The organism is Sulfitobacter sp. LC.270.F.C4, from assembly GCF_032922545.1.
Classification (GTDB): domain Bacteria; phylum Pseudomonadota; class Alphaproteobacteria; order Rhodobacterales; family Rhodobacteraceae; genus Sulfitobacter; species Sulfitobacter profundi.
The window spans coordinates 1,923,012-1,941,899 of the sequence record NZ_CP136692.1 but is presented as its reverse complement, the minus strand read 5'-3'; the positions used below and the strand labels follow the sequence as shown (position 1 = coordinate 1,941,899).

General features: G+C 60.4%; 18 protein-coding genes and 1 tRNA gene. 9 read left to right on the top strand and 10 right to left on the bottom strand.

Features of this window, described 5'->3' with window-relative positions; all coding sequences use genetic code 11:
- From R1T45_RS13375 to R1T45_RS13365, 3 genes are read right to left on the bottom strand one after another with little or no spacing between them, the layout of a single operon-like run.
- On the bottom strand, positions 1-1,608 hold the full coding sequence (locus R1T45_RS13375) for a 5-guanidino-2-oxopentanoate decarboxylase (RefSeq protein WP_317389302.1): 1,608 nt from the start codon (positions 1,606-1,608) through the stop codon (positions 1-3).
- Positions 1,605-2,792, bottom strand: a complete 1,188-nt coding sequence (locus R1T45_RS13370) for a pyridoxal phosphate-dependent aminotransferase (RefSeq protein ID WP_317389301.1) — start codon at positions 2,790-2,792, stop codon at positions 1,605-1,607. The genes R1T45_RS13375 and R1T45_RS13370 overlap by 4 nt, the downstream gene beginning before the upstream one ends.
- Complete coding sequence (locus R1T45_RS13365) at positions 2,789-3,436, bottom strand: TetR/AcrR family transcriptional regulator (protein ID WP_120351121.1); 648 nt, start codon at positions 3,434-3,436, stop codon at positions 2,789-2,791. The genes R1T45_RS13370 and R1T45_RS13365 overlap by 4 nt, the downstream gene beginning before the upstream one ends.
- 86 nt (positions 3,437-3,522) lie before the next feature.
- Here R1T45_RS13365 and R1T45_RS13360 point away from each other — a divergent pair, with 86 nt between their 5' ends.
- Genes R1T45_RS13360 through R1T45_RS13345 form a run of 4 tightly spaced genes read left to right on the top strand, consistent with a single transcriptional unit; the run spans position 3,523 to position 6,689 of the window.
- A complete protein-coding gene (locus R1T45_RS13360; protein ID WP_317389300.1) occupies positions 3,523-4,356 on the top strand; it encodes an ABC transporter ATP-binding protein in 834 nt (277 codons plus the stop codon).
- A 30-nt stretch (positions 4,357-4,386) separates the two neighbouring features.
- Complete coding sequence (locus R1T45_RS13355) at positions 4,387-5,160, top strand: transporter substrate-binding domain-containing protein (RefSeq protein ID WP_317389299.1); 774 nt, start codon at positions 4,387-4,389, stop codon at positions 5,158-5,160.
- Between the two features lie 15 nt (positions 5,161-5,175).
- Positions 5,176-5,922: an ABC transporter permease gene (locus tag R1T45_RS13350; protein WP_386283966.1), complete on the top strand. Its 747-nt coding sequence runs from the start codon at positions 5,176-5,178 to the stop codon at positions 5,920-5,922.
- A complete protein-coding gene (locus R1T45_RS13345; protein WP_067937438.1) occupies positions 5,919-6,689 on the top strand; it encodes an ABC transporter permease in 771 nt (256 codons plus the stop codon). Before R1T45_RS13350 ends, R1T45_RS13345 begins: the two co-directional genes overlap by 4 nt.
- A 54-nt stretch (positions 6,690-6,743) precedes the next feature.
- Here the strand turns inward: R1T45_RS13345 and R1T45_RS13340 are convergent, their stop codons facing one another.
- Positions 6,744-7,691, bottom strand: a complete 948-nt coding sequence (locus R1T45_RS13340; RefSeq protein ID WP_120351125.1) for a GlxA family transcriptional regulator — start codon at positions 7,689-7,691, stop codon at positions 6,744-6,746.
- Between the two features lie 73 nt (positions 7,692-7,764).
- Between R1T45_RS13340 and R1T45_RS13335 the strand changes: the two genes are divergently transcribed.
- Genes R1T45_RS13335 through R1T45_RS13315 form a run of 5 tightly spaced genes read left to right on the top strand, consistent with a single transcriptional unit; the run spans position 7,765 to position 14,055 of the window.
- Positions 7,765-8,673, top strand: coding sequence for a 3-keto-5-aminohexanoate cleavage protein (locus R1T45_RS13335; protein WP_317389298.1), 909 nt, complete (start codon positions 7,765-7,767; stop codon positions 8,671-8,673).
- Positions 8,670-10,088, top strand: a complete 1,419-nt coding sequence (locus R1T45_RS13330; protein ID WP_317389297.1) for a carnitine 3-dehydrogenase — start codon at positions 8,670-8,672, stop codon at positions 10,086-10,088. Before R1T45_RS13335 ends, R1T45_RS13330 begins: the two co-directional genes overlap by 4 nt.
- Positions 10,088-11,248, top strand: coding sequence for an acyl-CoA dehydrogenase family protein (locus tag R1T45_RS13325; RefSeq protein ID WP_317389296.1), 1,161 nt, complete (start codon positions 10,088-10,090; stop codon positions 11,246-11,248). Before R1T45_RS13330 ends, R1T45_RS13325 begins: the two co-directional genes overlap by 1 nt.
- 9 nt (positions 11,249-11,257) lie before the next feature.
- Positions 11,258-13,276 carry an acetate--CoA ligase family protein gene (locus R1T45_RS13320; protein WP_317389295.1) on the top strand — a complete coding sequence of 673 codons (2,019 nt, stop codon included), beginning with the start codon at positions 11,258-11,260 and terminating at the stop codon, positions 13,274-13,276.
- Positions 13,273-14,055 (top strand): carnitinyl-CoA dehydratase, encoded by a 783-nt coding sequence (locus R1T45_RS13315; protein WP_317389294.1) that lies wholly within the window; start codon positions 13,273-13,275, stop codon positions 14,053-14,055. The genes R1T45_RS13320 and R1T45_RS13315 overlap by 4 nt, the downstream gene beginning before the upstream one ends.
- Before the next feature lie 300 nt (positions 14,056-14,355).
- Here R1T45_RS13315 and R1T45_RS13310 read toward each other — a convergent pair.
- The 6 genes from R1T45_RS13310 to sufC all read right to left on the bottom strand — a co-directional run bounded on the left by R1T45_RS13310 (position 14,356) and on the right by sufC (position 18,828).
- Positions 14,356-14,432: transfer RNA gene (locus tag R1T45_RS13310), tRNA-Arg, on the bottom strand.
- Between the two features lie 74 nt (positions 14,433-14,506).
- Entirely contained in the window at positions 14,507-15,727 is a 1,221-nt protein-coding gene (locus tag R1T45_RS13305; protein ID WP_120351131.1) for a cysteine desulfurase, read from the bottom strand.
- A 3-nt stretch (positions 15,728-15,730) separates the two neighbouring features.
- Positions 15,731-16,309 carry a YIP1 family protein gene (locus R1T45_RS13300; protein ID WP_132443349.1) on the bottom strand — a complete coding sequence of 193 codons (579 nt, stop codon included), beginning with the start codon at positions 16,307-16,309 and terminating at the stop codon, positions 15,731-15,733.
- Position 16,310: 1 nt separating this feature from the next.
- Positions 16,311-16,793 carry a hypothetical protein gene (locus R1T45_RS13295; protein ID WP_067625316.1) on the bottom strand — a complete coding sequence of 161 codons (483 nt, stop codon included), beginning with the start codon at positions 16,791-16,793 and terminating at the stop codon, positions 16,311-16,313.
- The gene (gene sufD, locus R1T45_RS13290) at positions 16,793-18,073 is read right to left on the bottom strand and encodes a Fe-S cluster assembly protein SufD (protein ID WP_317389293.1); all 1,281 of its coding nucleotides are present in this window, start codon (positions 18,071-18,073) and stop codon (positions 16,793-16,795) included. Before sufD ends, R1T45_RS13295 begins: the two co-directional genes overlap by 1 nt.
- Positions 18,073-18,828 (bottom strand): Fe-S cluster assembly ATPase SufC, encoded by a 756-nt coding sequence (sufC, locus tag R1T45_RS13285; RefSeq protein ID WP_067625310.1) that lies wholly within the window; start codon positions 18,826-18,828, stop codon positions 18,073-18,075. The genes sufD and sufC overlap by 1 nt, the downstream gene beginning before the upstream one ends.
- Positions 18,829-18,888: the final 60 nt, after the last annotated feature.

The window sequence follows — 18,888 nt, the reverse complement described above, 5'->3', positions numbered from 1 at the left end:
TTATGCTCTCTTGTTTGCTTGCGCGGGGGTCGGCTGTGCCTGAATTTCAATGAGCGTCGGCCCGCCAGTCGCGGTGGCCGCGCGCAGCGCATCTGCAACGGCGCCGGCTTGCGTATCGCAGCGCCAGAAGGGCAAACCGCAGGATTGTGCGACGGCGGCAAAGTCCGGCGGGGCCGGGTCACATCCGACGACGCTTACCCCCGCATCCTGCATGGAGGTGGCGATTTCTTGATAGCCGTGGTTGTTCCAGATGATGAAGCAAATCGGCAGGTTTTCTTGCACCGCGCACATCAGTTCCGGCAGGCTGAACTGCGCGCCGCCATCGCCTGCAATGCAGATCACCGGCGTGTCGGGTGCCGCGAGCGCCGCCCCGATTGCAGCGGGGATGCCATAGCCAAGCGCGCCAAAGCCGGTGGCGGCGTTGAACCAGCCGCCGGGGCGGTCGTGATCGTAATAAAGGTTGCCCGCATAGATTGGCTGGGCGGAATCGCCGACGATGATCGCCCCCGGAACGGCTCCGCGCAGTTCAGCGAGGGTGTCGCAAGCCGCACGCATCTCCGGGCCGATCTCTTCAAACGCCTCGCGGCGGGCCTTGGCCGCCCGCGCTGCCCCGTCTGGCGCGGCATCCCCGTCGACCGCGGCATTCAGCGCGTCAATTGCGAGAGCCGCATCGCCGTGGATCGACAGTTCGGCGGCATGGCGGGAAAGCTGTTCAGCGCAAATATCGACGCGGATGAGCCTTTGGATCTCGGGCATGGTGCCGCTGGCGTACATATCATAATCGGTCGGACCCAATTCAGTGCCCAAGGCCAGAACCACGTCCGACTGCGCGATCAGTGCCCGCACGGCTTGCAGGCTTGGGCTGGCCGGAACGCCCAAAGGATGCTCGAACATTACGCCGCGGGCATTCACCGTTTGCACCACCGGCGCGCCTAGCTTTTCGGCGAGGATTTGCAGGGCATTCCCGGCTTTTCTAGCCCCGCCACCGGCAAGGATCAGGGGCGCCTTGCTCTGCGCCAGTATCGCAGCGGCTTTTGAGATTTGCTCGGCAGACGGAGGTGTCACAGAGGTGGCGGAACTAGAGGGCGCTTCGGCGGTATAGGGCGCGCCGGCCACGTCCAGCGGTATCTCAAGATGTGTGGGCCCCGGTCGGCCGGACTGGAACGGCTCAAAGACCCGGTCGAGCATGGGGGCGAGTTCATCGGCGGTTTCAACCCGCTCGGAGATCAGCGCGACGGTCCGTGCCATCGCCCGCTGATCCGGCAGCTCGTGGAGATGGCCCCTGCCCTTGCCAAGGCTGGGCAGCGTGTTGACGCCAGAGATCACCAGCATCGGCACGGAATCCGCGCGCGCTTGCCCCATTGCGGTCAGCGTGTTGGTCAGCCCCGGCCCCGTGATGACAAAGGCAACACCGGGTTTGCCGGAGACCCGTGCATAGCCATCCGCCATGAAGCCCGCGCCCTGTTCGTGCCGGGGCGTCACGTGGCGGATGCCCGAGGCCGCCAAGCCCCGGTAAAGCTCGATCGTGTGCACCCCGGGGATGCCAAAGACACAGTCGACACCGCGCTGTGAAAGCTGGGCGACCAGCGCCTCCCCGAGGCTGGTCATGCCGTTTCCAGCTGCAATTGCGCCGCGTGCCGGATGATCCGGTCACAGGCCGCATCAAAGGCCGCGTCGCCGGTCGTCAGCGCCACACGCACCCAAGCATCGAGCGTTTCCCCAAAGGACGCACCGGGCATGACCGCCACGCCAGCCTGCTCAAGCAGGTGCATGGCATAGTCGGTGCCGCTCATACCGGTGGCGGACACATCGATCATTGCAAACATGCCCGCATCCGGTTGGTGCACCTTCAACGGGCTTTCTTGCGACAGACGGCGGTGCAAACGCTCGGCGCGGGCGGCAAAGCGTTGCTTCATCCCTTCAGCCACGGGCGACCCCTCGCGCACCGCTTTTTCGGTCATGTCAGCGATAAAGGGCTGGTTGCCGAAAAGCATGGTCTCCGACAGCGGCAAGAGAGCCTCGGTAAAGGCTTCGGGGCCGATGCACCAACCGCTGCGAAAGCCCGGTGCGGCGTGGGATTTTGAGATCGATGAGACGACGATGGTGCGGTCAGCCAGTTGCGGACGCCACAGCGGCGAGCAGAATTCAGAGGGGTCAAAGATCAGTTCTTCGTACACTTCATCAGAGATAATCCACAGATCATGGGCAATGGCCAGTTCACCAAGCGCGTCTATCTCCGCGCGGGTCAGGACCGCGCCGGTGGGATTATGCGGCGTGGTCAGCAAGATTGCCGTGGTCTGCGGGGTGATCCTTGCGGCGAGGTCATCCGCATGAAGGCGAAAGCCGTTTTCCGGGCGCAGCGGGACGGGCACCATCTCGGCACCGCTGGAGCGGATAACCCCTTCGTAAGTGGCATACATTGGATCGCCGACCAGAACTTGCTGCCCCGCCTCGGCCACGCCCAACAGCACGGCATAAAGCGCCGTCTGCGTGCCGGGAAAACACATGGCTTGGTCCGGCGTGATGCGACGGCCCGCGCGGTGCGAATATCGTTCGGCCAATGCAGCGCGCAGACCTGTCTCACCCCGACCGTCAGAATAACCAGTGCGGCCCCGGCGCATTGCATCGGCCGCCACATTCATAAGCGCGTCGGGTGTCGGCACGTCCGGCTCGCCGATGGTCAGCTCAATAATATCACGGCCCTGTGCGGCAAGCTCGCGGGCCTTTAGATGCACTTCCCATTTCGCGCCGCCAAGACCTGCCAGCCGTCGGGTGATATCTGTCGTTCTCATGTCTGTTGCCCTGCTTTTGTGAGGTCTATCCCGAGGAGTGCTCCGACGGAGCGAATTCCGATTTCTGAAAGCTCATCCGGCGCGAAAGCGCTCGGTAGAACACCGCCTTCCATCCACAATCCATCGATCACGGCGTTGCAGGCGATGGCCAAATGGCGCAGCTCTTGTGCTGTGCGGGGCTGACCCGCCTCGTTCAATACGGCTGCGATCAGCGCCTCAAGGCGGTTGCGGAAATTGTAATAGGTCCGTTTGTGACTTTCGCGCATCTGCGCGTCGTCATGGACCTTGGTCAGAAACCCCGCCCAAAGGCTGACCGACCCCGCGTCGACAACCGGCGGTGTCAGACTACCGACGACAAAGGCCGCCAACCGTGCCACCGGCGCGCTACAGTCGCCCCCCGCGAAAGCCGATGTCAGGTCGGTGAGCCGGTCCATGTGATGCTCATAGGCCGCGGTAATCAGGTCTTCTTTCGACGAAAAGTGGTGCCTAATCATACCCTGTGACACGTCAGCACGGGCCGCGATTGCCCGGACCGTCGCGGCCTGAACACCCTTTTCGGCGATCAGCGACAGAGTGGCCTTTATCAGGGCCTCTCTGCGGTGTTCCGCTGGCTCACGTTTGAATTTAGGCGTGCTGTCCGACACAGGCGATTTCCGAACCCCCTAATTATACACTTGCATGATTACGAAATACGGGCCTTACTACAAGACAGAAATTTGGGACACATCAAATGAGGGGCGCGGACGCTTTGCAAAGAGAGCCGATCAGAGCCACACAAGCAGCCGAAGACGCCAGCGCCGATAGCACGGCGGAGAATGAGGCCATAAGAATAACCGACCTGCACAAATCCTTCGGCGCGTTGGAGGTTCTCAAAGGTGTCTCACTGACCGCGCAAAAGGGCGATGTTGTCGCCATCATCGGCGGCAGCGGGTCGGGCAAATCTACCTGCCTGCGCTGCATCAATTTCCTCGAAACCCCAAGTGCGGGTCAGATCATCGTCAACGGTGAAGAGATCAAGATGCGCCAAGACGGCTCCCCCGTTGACCGCCGCCAGATCGAGCGCATCCGAACCCGCCTTGGCATGGTGTTTCAGGCTTTCAACCTCTGGACCCACCGCACCCTGCTGGAAAACGTCATCGAGGTGCCGGTCCATGTTCTCAAAGTGCCGCGGGACGAGGCCATCAAGCGCGCACGGGTGCTGCTAGACCGGGTCGGACTGGGCGATAAGGCTGATACCTTCCCTGCGTTTCTGTCAGGAGGACAGCAGCAACGCGCGGCAATTGCCCGCGCCCTTGCGGTGGAACCCAGCGTGATGCTGTTTGACGAACCCACCAGCGCGCTTGACCCCGAGTTGGTGGGTGAGGTGCTCACGGTTATCCGCGATTTGGCTGCCGAAGGGCGCACCATGCTGCTTGTCACCCATGAGATGAAATTCGCGCGCGAGGTGGCGACGCATGTCGTCTACCTTTTTGAGGGGCGCATCGAAGAACAAGGCCCGCCGGAAGAGCTTTTCGGCAACCCTCAATCCGCCCGGCTGCGGCAGTTTTTGCAGACAGTCGGCTAAACCACCAAGAAAAAAACAGGGAGACTACCAATGACATTTAAGAAACTCATGACGAGTGCGATCGCGACAGCAGTGCTGAGCGCCGGTGCCGTGGCCGCCGAAGAGGTCAAAATCGGCATCGCAGCCGAACCCTACCCGCCCTTCGCCTCTCTCAATGCCTCCGGTGAATGGGAAGGCTGGGAAGTTGAGATCATCGACGCGGTCTGCAAAGCGGCCGAGTTGGACTGTGTGATCACCCCCGTGGCTTGGGACGGCATTATCCCCTCGCTGACAGGCCAGCAGGTCGATGCGATCATGGCCTCCATGTCGATCACCGAGGAACGTCAGAAAACGATCGATTTCTCTGATCCCTACTACAACACGCCCGCGGTGATCGTGGCGGATAAGTCGATGGACATCGAACCTACGGCCGAGTCGCTGGCCGGTAAGATCATCGGCATTCAAGCCTCAACAATCCACCAAGCCTATGCCAATGAATATTTCGGTGATGCGGCAGAGATCCGGGTCTATCAGACGCAGGACGAAGCCAATCAGGATCTGGTCTCGGGTCGGATTGATGCCACACAGGCGGACAGCATCGCCATGGCGGATTTCGTTAACTCCGACATCGGCACCTGCTGCGAGATCAAGGGATCGGTGGAGAATGACGAGGCCATCTTGGGCCAAGGTGTCGGCGCTGGCGTGCGCAAGGGCGATGACGCGCTGCGGGAAAGCCTGAACAAAGGCATCGCGCAGATACTCGAAGATGGCACCCACGAAGAGATCACCGGGCGCTATTTCGATACCAGCATCTACGCAGAGTAAGCGCCCATCGTGGAGATGATCTTCGAAACGCTCGGGCTTGCCGAGAGTGCGCAACTACTGTCCCTCAGCCCGCCGGGCTGGGGCGGCAACCTGTTGCGCGGGCTTGCGAACTCTCTGCAGATCGCATTTGGCGCTTTTGGGTTCGGTCTGCTGATCGGGCTCTTTGGGGCCTACGGCAAGCTCTATGGCGGGGTGGTCCTGCGCGACCTCCTCGCCGTTTATACGACTGTGATCCGGGCCGTGCCGGAATTGGTGCTGATCTTGATCCTCTATTACGTCGGCACCGATCTCATTAACAAAGTCTCAGGCGCCATGGGTTATGGCCGGGTCGAGATTAGCGGTGTCGTCGCCGGGATCTGGGTGCTCGGCGTGGTGCAGGGCGCCTATGCCACCGAGGTGCTGCGCGGCGCGATCCAAGCCGTGCCCGCGGGCCAGATTGAGGCCGCGCGCGCTTACGGGATGCCGCCGCTGATGCTGCTGCGCCGCGTGACGATCCCCGCGATGATGTCTTTTGCCACGCCGGGTCTTGCGAACCTGTGGCTAATTGCGACCAAAGATACCGCGCTTCTGGCCATCGTCGGCTTCAGCGAATTGACGCTGGAGACCCGACAGGCTGCCGCCAGCACGCGCGCCTATTTCACCTTCTTCCTCGCCGCGGGCGCGCTCTATTTGATTGTAACCCTATGTTCGGGCGCGGTCTTTGCGCGGATCGAAAAATGGGCGCGGCGCGGTCAGCCGTCGCTGAAAGGAGCGGGCCGATGATCCCCTTTCGCGCTCTGATGCAGCCCCACCGCATTGTCATGCTGGCGCTTTTGCTGGCTGTGGTCATCTGGTGTGCCGTGGCGCTGCGGTGGGATTGGATACCGGAATATGCCCCGCTGGCGTTGGAAGGGCTCTGGCGCACGATCTGGATATTGGTCGTCACCTGCGTGCTGGGTTTTCTCTTGGCCATTCCATTGGGGCTCGCGCAGGCCATCGGGCCTTGGTACCTGTCTGCCCCTGCCCGGATATTCTGCACCGTCATCCGTGGCACGCCTCTGCTCTTGCAGATCTGGCTGCTCTACTACGGCCTCGGCTCGCTTTTCCCGCAGATCCCTTGGATCCGCGGCAGTGAACTCTGGCCCTACCTGCGCCAAGCTTGGCCCTATGCGGTGCTGGCGCTGACGCTGTCTTATGCGGGCTATGAAGGCGAAGTTATGCGCGGCGCGTTTTCAAGTGTGAACAAAGGGCAACTTGAGGCTGCAAACGCCTTCGGCATGCCGCGTTTCACCATGTTCCGCCGCATCTGGCTGCCACAGGCGATCCGCAACGTGCTGCCAACGCTCGGTGGCGAAACCATCCTGCAACTCAAGGCCACACCTCTGGTCGCGACAATCACGGTGGTCGAGCTTTATGCCGTATCCTCGCGAGTGCGCTCGGACACGTTTATCGTCTATGAACCGCTGATCTTGCTGGCTGTGTTTTACATGATCATCGCCGGGGTCATCGCCTTGTTGTTCCGGCGGTTCGAGAACCAAGTGCCGGGATAGCGAAGGGCAACGGTTGGATGGGATCCAGCTTCTCAGACGAGATCGAGAACGCGATCAGTCCGCCCTCAAATCCATGGGCGTTGTGCCAAACTGGCCCTTGAAGGCGCGCGTCATAGCACTTGCGCTTTCGTAACCGCAGCGCGTCGCAATCTCAGAGATTGACAGGTTGGTCCCTTCGACCAAGCTTTTCGCAGCGATCAGGCGTCGGTGCCGATAGACTTGGCCCGGCGTCGCATTCAAACTGCGCGCGAACCGTCTTTGCAGGCTTTTGAGCGAACACCCCAAGTGCCGCGCAATGGTCGGAATTGGCACCGGCGCTTCGATAGTCTCATCCATAAGGACAAGCGCCCGAGACACCAGTTTGGACCGCCCCGATATGTTGTCGGGCTGCCCAAACGGCTGATCGCTTTGATGCAAGAAAAGCGACGCGACATCGAGCCGTGTGATCTCGCCGCAGTGCGCCCCGATCAACGTCAGGACCAGATCAAAGGAAGCCATGGCACCGCCGCAGGTGATCCGGTTGCCATCAATGACAAACCGCTCTTGCCGGGCATCTACCTGCGGAAATGTCTCTGAAAAGCTTTCGAAAAGATGCCCATGGATGGTCGCGGGCCTGTCGTCCAACAGCCCTGCAGCCGCCAGCAACCAGGCCCCCATATCGAGCCCCACCAGACATTTCGCATTCGCGCAAAGCCCCCGCAGCGCGGACAGCACCTGACTGCTGCTCAACGCAAGATGGCCATAGCTGGCGGTCACCATGAGGTAATCACAGGGGGGCTTTGTCGCGGTGGCCAATTCGGTCTGTACCAACATCCCGCTTGAAGACCGCACAAGCCCCCCCTCAAGCGAAAGCAGGCGCCAGTCATACCGCGCCTGCCCGGTGATGCTGTTCGCGGCGCGAAACGGCTCCAAAGTGTTGGCCAGACAATGGTTCGAAAAACCATCGAACAACAGAATGTCGATCTTAACCGTCTCGCCTGATGATTTTGTCTTTTCCTGCATGTTTCTGACTAGCACTGCACATGTCCGCCGATCAATCCGGATAGTCTGCAGATAAAGCTAAAAGGAGACCAAGATGCCCCTGCAGATGACCCGTGAGGTCTTTATCACCTGCGCCGTGACCGGATCCGGCAGCAGCCAAGATCGGTCACCCCATGTTCCCCGCAGCCCAGAGCAGATCGCCAATTCGGCCATCGCCGCCGCCAAAGCGGGCGCGGCGATTGTGCATTGCCACGTGCGCGACCCCGAGAGCGGCGTGCCCTCACGCGATCCGAAACTCTACCGCGAAGTGACCGAACGCGTCCGCGATGCCGAAGTCGACGTGGTCCTGAACCTGACCGCAGGCATGGGCGGCGACATCGTCTTTGGTCCGCCCTCCGCGCCGCTGCCGTTGAACGATGCCACCGATATGGTCAGCGCCGAAGAACGGCTGGCCCATATCGAAGACTGCCTGCCCGAGATATGCACCCTCGATTGCGGCACGATGAACTTTGCCGAAGCCGATTATGTGATGACCAACACGCCCGGCATGCTGACAACGATGGGCGCGCGGATGGAAGCGCTTGGCGTGAAGCCAGAGATCGAAGCCTTTGATACCGGCCACCTTTGGTATGCAAAACAACTGGTTAAAGACGGCGTGTTATCTTCGCCCGCGCTGGTGCAGCTTTGCATGGGCATCCCATGGGGGGCCCCCAATGACCTGAACACCTTTATGGCAATGGTTAACAATGTGCCTGACGACTGGAACTGGTCCGCGTTTTCGATTGGCCGTGACGAGATGCCCTATGTCGCCGCATCTGTTTTGGCAGGCGGGCATGTGCGCGTCGGGCTTGAGGATAACCTGTGGCTTGGAAAAGGCGAGCTTGCCACCAACGAGGCGCTTGTTTCGCGTGCCGTGTCGATCATCGAAAACATGGGGGCGACCATCATGGGCCCCGATGCCGTGCGCCAAAAACTGGGCCTGACAAAGCAGGCGCCACGATGACCAAAACAGCAGCTATCATCGGCGGTGGTGTCATTGGCGGCGGCTGGGCCGCGCGGTTTGCGTTGTCAGGCTGGAACGTCGCTATTTTCGACCCTGATCCCGAAGCCGAACGCAAAGTCAGCGAAGTCATGGCGAACGCGCGCCGGTCCCTGCCCGCCTTGTCCGAGGTCGCACTGCCGCCCGAAGGTCAGGTGAAAATCGTCCCCACATTGGCCGACGCCGTTGCAGAGGCCGACTGGATTCAGGAAAGCGCGCCGGAACGGCTTGAGATGAAGCACAAGATCTTCGCCGAAATTCAGTCCCACTGCCGCAAAGACGCGCTGATCGGCTCTTCAACCTCGGGCTTCAAACCGTCCGAACTGCAGCAAGGCGCGCTTCGCCCCGGCGAGATTTTCGTCGCACACCCGTTCAACCCGGTCTATTTGCTGCCGCTTATCGAACTGGTCGGTGACGATGCCACGACCACGCGCGCGCAGGAAGTGCTTACTGAAATCGGCATGAAGCCCCTGAAACTACGCAAGGAAATCGACGCGCATGTGGCTGATCGTTTTCTCGAAGCGGTCTGGCGCGAGGCGCTTTGGCTGATCAAGGACGGCATCGCCACGACCGAGGAAATCGATGACGCCATCCGGTTCGGCTTTGGTCTGCGTTGGGGGCAGATGGGCCTGTTTGAAACCTACCGCGTGGCGGGCGGCGAGGCCGGGATGGCCCATTTTATCGAACAGTTCGGGCCCTGCTTGCAGTGGCCTTGGACCAAGTTGATGGACGTGCCCGAACTGACCGATGATTTGGTACAGAAGATCGCCAGCCAATCGGACGCGCAATCCGGTGCCCATACGATCCGCGAGCTTGAACGCATTCGCGACGACAATCTGGTATCCATGATGCGGTCCCTGAAGGGCCGTGACTGGGGTGCAGGCGCATTGCTGAACGCGCATGACACCCGCCTTGAGGGCAAAGCCGACCCTGACTTTACCAATCCCATCATCACTGTTGCCCGCGCCATTCCAATAGATTGGACGGATTACAACGGGCACATGAACGAAAGCCGCTATGGGCAGCTGTGGTCAGATGCGGCCGACGCGCTCATGCGCATGATCGGGGCCGATGACGCCTATATCAAATCCGGCTTCAGCTACTTTACCGCCGATACCCACACCAAGTTCCGCAATGAATGCCATGCAGGCGACACAGTCACCGTTGTCACGACCATTCTTGAGGGTGCGGGTAAGAAGCTGCGGCTGTTCCACGAATTGAAGAGTGCCGAAGGCGAGGCGATCGCAACCTGCAATCAATTCCTGCTGCACGTCAGTCTGGAAACCCGCAAATCCTGCGACCCTGCGGCGCATGTCAGCGACAAGCTCGCCTCCATCATCGCGGCCCAAGCCGCCCTGCCCAAGCCGGAGCATAGCTGATGCATTTTGGATTGACCGAAGAACAAGGGATGATCGTTTCCACCGTGCGGTCCTTTGTCGAAAACGAAATATACCCCCACGAGGCAGAGGTAGAGCGCACTGGCGAAGTCCCCGATGACGTCGCGCAGACAATCAAGCAAAAGACGCTGGATCTGGGGTTTTATGCCTGCAACTTCCCCGAAAGCGTTGGCGGGGCTGGCCTCTCGCATCTTGAATTTGCGCTGGTTGAACGCGAATTGGGCCGCGGCTCTATGGCGTTGAACCATTTTTTCGGGCGGCCGCAGAATATCTTGATGGCCTGCAAGGACGATCAGATTGAACGCTATCTTTTCCCCGCCATTCGCGGCGAAAAGATGGATGCACTGGCCATGACCGAACCCGATGCAGGGTCCGATGTCCGCGGCATGAAATGCACAGCCAAACGCGATGGCGGTGACTGGGTTCTGAACGGAACCAAGCATTTCATCTCTGGCGCGGATCATGCGGATTTCCTGATCGTCTTTGTGGCAACCGGCGAAGACGACACGCCGCGCGGCCCCAAAAAGCGCATCACGACATTCCTGGTCGACCGCGGCACGCCCGGTTTCACCATTCGCGATGGCTACAAATCGGTCTCGCACCATGGCTACAAGAACATGATCCTCGAATTTGACAACTGCCGCCTGCCGGATGCTCAGGTTCTGGGCGAGGTCGATGGCGGCTTTGCGGTGATGAACGAATGGCTTTACGCCACGCGGATCACGGTCGCTGCAATGTCTGTGGGCCGCGCACGACGTTGCTTTGACATGGCGTTGAATTACGCGGCTGAACGCAAGCAGTTTGGTCAGCCGATCGGCAAGTATCAGGGCATCAGCTTTCAGCTGGCCGACATGATCACCGAAATCGATGCGGCAGATCACCTGACATTGGCGGCGGCGTGGCGGCTGGATCAAGGCCTGCCTGCTAGCCGCGAAATCGCCAGTGCAAAGCTCTACGCGTCGGAAATGCTGGCGCGGGTGACGGATGCAACCCTGCAAATCTTTGGCGGCATGGGCTTGATGGATGACTTCCCCATTGAACGGTTCTGGCGCGATGCGCGGGTCGAACGGATTTGGGATGGCACATCTGAAATCCAACGCCACATCATCAGCCGCGATCTATTGCGCCCCCTTGGCGCCTAGGACCAAGACATGAGTGATCTTGCGCGTCTCTTGCGACCACGTTCCATTGCCGTCGTCGGCGGTGGGGCGTGGTGCGACTCCGTGATCGAGCAGAACCAGAAGATCGGGTTCAAGGGTGATATCTGGCCCGTGCATCCCAAAAAAGACAGTGTTGGCGGCTTGCCGGCCTTCAAGACGCTTGCTGATTTACCAAACGCGCCGGATGCGACGTTCATCGGTGTAAACCGCAGCGCAACCATCGATCTGGTTGGCGAGCTGAACCAAATGGGAGCAGGTGGTGCCGTGTGTTTTGCCAGCGGGTTCAAAGAAACCGCCGACGGCGCCGTTCTGAATGACCAATTGCTGTCCGCAGCAGGGGGAATGCCCATTCTCGGGCCGAATTGCTACGGGGTTCTGAACGCCGTGGATCAGGTGGCGCTTTGGCCGGATCAACATGGGCTGGTGCCCGTTGAACGCGGCGTGGCGATCTTGGCGCAGTCGTCCAACATCGCGATCAACCTCACGATGCAGCAACGCGGGTTGCCCATTGCCTATACCATCACCGCGGGCAATCAGGCCCAGCAAGGGCTTGCCAGCATCGCCCAAACTGTCATCCGCGACGACCGCGTGACGGCACTTGGCCTTTACATCGAAAGCTTTGGCGACATCGCGGATTTTGAAGAACTGGCGCGGCTGTCGCGTGCGCTCGGCAAACCGATTGTGGCGCTGAAGGTGGGCCGCTCGCAGGAGTCGCAGCTGGCAACCATTTCGCACACCGCCTCGCTCGCAGGCAGCAGCGCGGGGTCAGATGCGGTACTGGCGCGGCTTAGCATTGCGCGGGTCGGCTCCCCCGCTGCGCTGCTTGAGACGTTAAAACTATTTCACTGCCATGGCCACCTGTCCGGGGGGCGCATTGCGTCGTTAAGCTGCTCAGGCGGCGAGGCAAGCGTCATGGCGGATACCGCCGCGCACTGTGGCCTGACTTTCCCCCCCCTGACATCTGCTCAAACAGATACGCTTTCCCAGCACCTCAGTTCGCTGGTCAATCTGACGAACCCCTTGGATTATCACACACAAATCTGGCGCGATAAGGCCGCCATGACAGCCGTGTTTGCGGCCATGACGGGCGATGATATCAACCTGACGCTCGTGGTGCTTGATTTCCCGCGCCTAGACAGCTGTGCCGCCGATGATTGGATGATTGCAATCGAGGCGATCGAGGAGGCAGCCCGGCAAACGGGCCGTCCCTTTGGGGTGGTTGGGTCCATCGTTGAAAACCTGCCCGAAGCGATTGCAAAACGCCTGCTTGGCGCGGGGATCGTGCCGCTGTGCGACTTTGGCACGGCCTGTGAAGCGATCAGCGCAGTTCGCGTGCCGACACCCCAAAATCACCAGCCCCTGCTACCTGCCCCCAGCTTCGCAACCACCACCACGGCCACCGAAGGCGATGCCAAACGGGCCCTTGCGGCATACGGCTTGGATATCCCCAAAAGCCGTGCAGGCATCGCCGTTGCAGATGTGATCGCTTGCGCCGAAAAGATCGGTTTTCCTGTGGTCTTGAAGGGTGAAGGGGTTGCCCATAAAACCGAAGCCGGCGCGGTAAAGCTGAACCTCACTGACGCGGAACAAGTCAGCGCGGCGGCGCAGGCAATGCAGGCCGAAACCTTCCTTGTCGAAGAAATGATCACCGGCACCGTCGCCGAACTTTTGCTGGGCGTCGTCGCGGACCCCGCTCACGGGTTTGTCCTGACGTTGGCCGCGGGCGGCACCCTGACGGAAATTCTGGAGGACGGACAATCCTTGCTGTTGCCAACCACGGACGCTGACATTCGACACGCCTTGGGGCAGTTAAGAATAAACCCCCTGCTGAGCGGCTATCGCGGTGGCGAGGCAGCGAACGTAGACGCCATTGTTGACGCGGTCCTAAAGCTGCAAGACTTCGTCAGCGACCACGCCGACGAGATTGCCGAAATCGAAATCAATCCCCTCATCTGTACAAAAGACCGCGCGATCATCGCCGATACGCTTTTGGTGAAAGGAACAACATGACAAGCCCCGTTAAAACGCGCCGAGAGGGTGCCGTGCTCGAAATCACTCTGGACCGCCCAAAGGCCAATGCCATCGATCTGCACACCAGTCGTATCTTGGGCGATACCTTTGCGGCCTTTCGTGACGACCCTGATTTGCGGGTTGCGATTATCACAGGTGCCGGGCCGAAATTCTTCTGCCCCGGTTGGGATTTGAAAGCTGCTGCGGATGGCGACGAGGTGGATGGTGATTATGGCGTAGGCGGATTTGGCGGCCTGCAAGAATTGCGCGACATGAACAAACCGGTGATCGCTGCGGTAAACGGTATTTGCTGTGGTGGCGGGCTCGAATTGGCGTTGTCGGCAGACGTTATCTTGGCGGCCGATCATGCAAGTTTTGCGCTGCCCGAAATCACGTCTGGCACGGTGGCTGATGCCGCCTCGATCAAATTGCCAAAGCGCATTCCCTATCATATCGCAATGGAGATGCTGCTCACGGGCCGCTGGCTGGACGCCGAAGAAGCCAACCGCTGGGGGTTTGTGAACCACGTCCACGCGGCAGATGAACTGATGACGCAGGCCTGGGATATGGCACGCCTTTTGGCCTCGGGCCCGCCGCTGGTCTATGCCGCGATCAAGGAAATCGTGCGGGATGCCGAAGATAGCAACTTTCAGGACACCATGAACCGGGTTACCAAACGCCAGCTAAAGACTGTCGATGTGCTTTACGGCTCCGAGGATAACGCCGAAGGTGCGCGGGCCTTTGCTGAAAAGCGAGATCCGGTCTGGAAAGGGCGCTAAGAGCGTCGCATCCGGGCTTTCATCGGACCGCGGGGATATTAGTCCCGCGCCACCTCAACGGCCCACTCAATGAACGGTTGAGCCGCGGCTTTCCTGCTCCCGGATCTGGACGACGGGATAAAATAGCCGTTCCCAAACTTTCTAGCGTTTTCCATGAGATTTCACGCTGCTGGCGAGAAAAACATCCAATCCACGGAGGCGCAGTCGGAATTGTTAGCGCAAACCGTCACCCGTAACAGAAACGCAGATCAGTCGGATCGATCAAGTGATTGATTCGGATCGATCAAGTGATTGATTTAATGGCGGACCCTAGAGGATTCGAACCTCTGGCCTCTGCCTTCGGAGGGCAGCGCTCTATCCAGCTGAGCTAAGGGTCCACTAAGGGGCGGTATAGCCAGAGCGGGCCGCCCCTGCAATGGGAAATCCGGGTGAAAGGGCGGCGAAACTGAGCTTAGGCGAAAAGATCATGCGCCAATTCAAGTGCGTCAACCAATGTGTCGACCTCGGCGCGGGTGTTATACATGCCAAAGGACGCTCGGCAGGTGGCAGAAACCCCCAGATGCGTCATCAAAGGTGCCGCGCAATGGTGCCCGGCCCGCACCGCCACGCCCTTTTTGTCGAGCACGGTTGAAATGTCATGGGCATGGGCCGCGCCATCTAAGGTGAAGCTAAAGATCGCCGCCTTATCCGGTGTCGTGCCCTGAAGGTTAAGCCAGTTCAGACCGCTGAGACGGGACACGGCGTAGTCGCGCAGATCATCTTCATGGGCGGCAATCTTCTCCATCCCCAGGTCCATCATGAAATCCAGCGCCACGCCCAAGCCGATGGTGGCCACGATGCCGGGGGTGCCCGCCTCGAACATCATCGGCGGGTCGTTGTAGCTCACCGCGTCTTTGCTGACTTCGCGGATCATGTCGCCGCCCCCGATGAAGGGGCGCATTTCGGCCATCCGCTCGGACTTGATATAGATCGCGCCTGAGCCCGAGGGGCCGTAGAGTTTGTGCCCCGTGACGGCATAGAAATCACAGCCGATGTCTTGGACATCCACCGGCATATGCACCGCCCCCTGCGAGCCATCGACCAGCACCGGAACGCCTTTTTCGTGCGCCGCTGCGGTGATGGATTTCACATCAACTTTGGTCCCCAAAACATTGGAAAGATGCGATATCGCAACCAGCTTGGTCTTTGGCCCGATGGCATCGATCACCGCCTGCGGGTCCAGCGCGCCAGTGGCGTCTACGTCGACCCATTTCAGCACCACGCCCTGCCGCTCGCGCAGGAAATGCCATGGCACGATATTTGCGTGATGCTCCATCACCGACAGGACGATCTCATCACCGGCCTGCATCCGCGGCATGGCCCAGCCATAGGCCACGGTGTTGATCCCCATGGTGGCACCGGTGTTCAGCACAATTTCATCTTCTGATCCGGCATTGAGAAACCGTGCAACAGTCCCGCGCACGCTTTCATATTTGTCGGTCGCTAGATTAGAAAGGTAGTGCAAGCCACGGTGAACATTAGAGTATTCATTCGCGTAGGCTTGGGTGATCGCATCGATCACCACCTGCGGCTTCTGCGCTGATGCACCATTGTCGAGATAGACCAGCGGCTTGCCGTTCACCTCGCGGCCGAGGATCGGAAACTGCGCCCGGACAGCATCAACGTTGAACATGTTTCAAACTCCTTGGGCGGTCAGCCCGATCAAAGACAGCAGGAGGCCAAGACCCAGCAAGACCCCAAGCGCGGCCCCTGCCAGCACAGCGGCGGCATGGAAGAGCCCCGGCAGATGCAGCAGTTCGGCCACGAAATTCAGCAGGATCCAAAGACCCCAAAAAGTAACGACGAATGAAGCCAGCAGCGCCACCGGCGGCAGAGCCATGGTCAACAGCAGGATTCCCAATTGCGCACAGAGCCGGAGCGCCTGCAACCAGACCACGGCCGCCAGAAGCGGGGCCGCCGCGCCCTGCCCGCCCAAGGCCCGGCCGACCCAAGACAGCGCATGAACATAAAGGACCATCAAACCGGCCAGCAGCGCAAAAAGCACCAGCGGCGATTGGAAATAACTCGGCAACGCCATGGCGGGCGGCGCGATCACGAACATCGCCGAGATCACCAGTGCGTTCAGCGCCGCGACCAAGGCGAGCGATGTCCATATCACCTCGCGGCCCAAAGGCAGGGCCGCGATCATCCGCGCTGCGGCGCGGGGGCTGCGCAGTGTGGTTTGCGCGAGTTGGATCAGGGCGGCGCTGTCCATCTCAGCCCCGCTGTGCCGCAAGCAGGCCTGCGATCCAGAACCAGAAGAACACGGCCAACCAGAGCACGCCAACAATCTGCGCCTGCACGCCCGGTCCGATAAAGCCAAGCGCGAGGCCCAGCAACAGCAGGATCGGCGCGGAAGCGAGCAGCGACCAAACCAAGGTCAAGCGCACCGCGTAGCCAGTGAGCCGCTGCCCCGCGATGCGGCTGATCGCCCAGACCATCGCCGCCAGACCATAGAGCAGCATCGGCATCACGAAGATCCAGAAAAACGCGCTCCAATACTGCCGCACGGCCAGCGGTCCTTCGGGGTCAAGATGCGCCGCGCGGGCTTGATAAGGGGACAGGGCCACGAAAATCAGCAGCCCCGCCATGAGCGCGAACATCAGAACGCGCACCTCGTTACGGCCCTGCGCCAACAGCCCCGACATCACTTTGCCGGGGCCGCGATAGGTCGCAACGATATCGCTGGTGACAGCCATCAGCTGCTACGACGCTCCAACCACGAGCTGAGACGCCCGTTGATCTCTTCGCGCAGACCTTCGGCTTCGATCTCTTCCACTGCTTCGGCAAGGAAGGCCAGTGTCAGAAGGTCGGTCGCCTCGGCATGAGACACGCCGCGGGCACGGAGGTAGAACAGCGCCTCTTCGTCGATCGCACCAGAGGTCGAGCCATGCGAACAGGCCACGTCATCAGCGTAGATCTCAAGCTCAGGCTTGGCGAGGAACTGGCTGTCGCCGTCCAGCAAAAGCGACTGGCTGATCTGATAGCCATCGGTCTTCTGCGCGCCTTCCTTAACGAGGATTTTGCCTTGGAACACGCCAGTCGCACCGTTGCGCAGCACCTTCTTATAGACCTGACGGCTTTCGCAATTCACCGCGTCATGGGTGATGAAAACCGTGTCGTCATGATGGAAGTCACCATCGCCGACGCAGGCACCAGCCACATGGGCCGAGGCATCATCGCCGGTGAGCTCGATCACACATTCGTTGCGCGTCAGCGCGCCGTTCACGGTAACGGTGAAGCTCTTGAACAGCGACTCGCTGCCGAGACGGGTGAAGATATGTGTCGCGGCCCGACGCTCATGATCGCGGCCCTGTGCACGGACATGGTGGAAGCGCGCGGTGTCGGCCACTTCAACCTCCATCACGGTGTTGAAGCGCGCGGCAGCGGGGCCGTTCTCCAAAAGCGTCACTTCGGCGCCTTTTTCGAGCTTCACAACGTGGTGCAACATCGCATCCGAAGTCTCTGATTTATGGTTATAAACCAGATTGATCGGCTTGCTCACCTGACCGGTGACATGGATCAGCACCCCGTCACTCGCGAAGGCTGTATTCAGCGCTGCCAGCGGGCGTTGAACCGGTGTCTGGCCGTTCTTTTCCAACGCACCATAGAGGTCACGCGCCCAATGCAGGTCGCTGTCCGCCGCCGCGAGCCGTTCGATGCTAACGCCTTCCAGCGACAGATCGTCGGAGGCTTCGGCGTCGAATTCACCGTCGACAAAGACGATACGCAGACGGTCGGTGTCGTCGAAAAGCGGCGCCTCGCCGTGATCGAAAATCGCGGCAGGCTGCGCCTCGGGTTGCGTCAGCGTGTCGGGGCGGGTGAACTTCCAATATTCATCCCGGCGTTGCGGCAGGCCCATGACACGGAGCCGCGCCAGCGCGTCCTCGCGCGCCGCCTGGGCCCAACCACCCTGCGGCATGCTGAGCCGTGCGATCATCGCCTCGGTCGGGGTTTCTTGCAGTTTCGCTTCGGCCATTATGCCACCTCAGCGAGAATGTCTGCGTAGCCGTTGTTCTCGACCTCAAGGGCGAGCTCGGGGCCACCGGTCTTGATGATGCGACCGTCGTGCATGATGTGCACAACATCGGGTTTGATGTGGTCGAGAAGACGCTGGTAGTGCGTGATGACAAGGAAGCCACGGCCTTCGGTGCGCAGGGCGTTCACGCCTTCGGCGACGAGTTTCATGGCGTCAACGTCAAGACCCGAGTCAGTCTCGTCGAGGATGCACATCTTTGGCTCAAGCATGGCCATCTGCAGGATTTCGTTGCGTTTTTTCTCACCACCCGAGAAGCCCATGTTCACAGGCCGCTTCAGCATGTCGGCGTCGATCTTCAGATCCTTCGCCTTGGCGCGGATTTCCTTAAGGAAGTCTGCGGCCGACATTTCCTCTTCGCCGCGCGCTTTCCGCTGTGCGTTCACCGCGGTGCGCAGGAAGGTCATGTTGCCGACGCCGGGAATTTCAACGGGGTATTGGAAGGCAAGGAAAAGGCCCGCCGCGGCGCGCTCTTCGGGCTCCAAGTCCAGCAGGTCTTCGCCTTCGAGCGTGGCGGAGCCTTCGGTGACCTCGTAGCCATCCTTGCCCGAGAGCACGTAGCTCAAAGTCGACTTGCCCGAGCCGTTCGGCCCCATGATGGCGTGTACTTTGCCAGCTTCGACTTCCAGATCGACGCCTTTGAGGATCTGCTTGTCCTCTTCTTCCAGTTTCACCTGCAGGTTCTTGATGCTCAGCATTTCGGTCTCCTTCTGGCGCGCCTTGCGCCGCATTTCATGCTATTTCAGTGTTATCTCAGG

What these genes read in the sequence shown, in the direction of transcription:
- R1T45_RS13375 (WP_317389302.1), bottom strand. Translation starts at nt 1,608, where the DNA reads ATGACCAGCCTCGGGGAGGCGCTGGTCGCCCAGCTTTCACAGCGCGGT.
- R1T45_RS13370 (WP_317389301.1), bottom strand. Translation starts at nt 2,792, where the DNA reads ATGAGAACGACAGATATCACCCGACGGCTGGCAGGTCTTGGCGGCGCG.
- R1T45_RS13360 (WP_317389300.1), top strand. Translation starts at nt 3,523, where the DNA reads ATGAGGGGCGCGGACGCTTTGCAAAGAGAGCCGATCAGAGCCACACAA.
- R1T45_RS13355 (WP_317389299.1), top strand. Translation starts at nt 4,387, where the DNA reads ATGACATTTAAGAAACTCATGACGAGTGCGATCGCGACAGCAGTGCTG.
- R1T45_RS13350 (WP_386283966.1), top strand. Translation starts at nt 5,176, where the DNA reads ATGATCTTCGAAACGCTCGGGCTTGCCGAGAGTGCGCAACTACTGTCC.
- R1T45_RS13345 (WP_067937438.1), top strand. Translation starts at nt 5,919, where the DNA reads ATGATCCCCTTTCGCGCTCTGATGCAGCCCCACCGCATTGTCATGCTG.
- R1T45_RS13340 (WP_120351125.1), bottom strand. Translation starts at nt 7,691, where the DNA reads ATGCAGGAAAAGACAAAATCATCAGGCGAGACGGTTAAGATCGACATT.
- R1T45_RS13335 (WP_317389298.1), top strand. Translation starts at nt 7,765, where the DNA reads ATGCCCCTGCAGATGACCCGTGAGGTCTTTATCACCTGCGCCGTGACC.
- R1T45_RS13330 (WP_317389297.1), top strand. Translation starts at nt 8,670, where the DNA reads ATGACCAAAACAGCAGCTATCATCGGCGGTGGTGTCATTGGCGGCGGC.
- R1T45_RS13325 (WP_317389296.1), top strand. Translation starts at nt 10,088, where the DNA reads ATGCATTTTGGATTGACCGAAGAACAAGGGATGATCGTTTCCACCGTG.
- R1T45_RS13320 (WP_317389295.1), top strand. Translation starts at nt 11,258, where the DNA reads ATGAGTGATCTTGCGCGTCTCTTGCGACCACGTTCCATTGCCGTCGTC.
- R1T45_RS13315 (WP_317389294.1), top strand. Translation starts at nt 13,273, where the DNA reads ATGACAAGCCCCGTTAAAACGCGCCGAGAGGGTGCCGTGCTCGAAATC.
- R1T45_RS13305 (WP_120351131.1), bottom strand. Translation starts at nt 15,727, where the DNA reads ATGTTCAACGTTGATGCTGTCCGGGCGCAGTTTCCGATCCTCGGCCGC.
- R1T45_RS13300 (WP_132443349.1), bottom strand. Translation starts at nt 16,309, where the DNA reads ATGGACAGCGCCGCCCTGATCCAACTCGCGCAAACCACACTGCGCAGC.
- R1T45_RS13295 (WP_067625316.1), bottom strand. Translation starts at nt 16,793, where the DNA reads ATGGCTGTCACCAGCGATATCGTTGCGACCTATCGCGGCCCCGGCAAA.
- sufD (WP_317389293.1), bottom strand. Translation starts at nt 18,073, where the DNA reads ATGGCCGAAGCGAAACTGCAAGAAACCCCGACCGAGGCGATGATCGCA.
- sufC (WP_067625310.1), bottom strand. Translation starts at nt 18,828, where the DNA reads ATGCTGAGCATCAAGAACCTGCAGGTGAAACTGGAAGAAGAGGACAAG.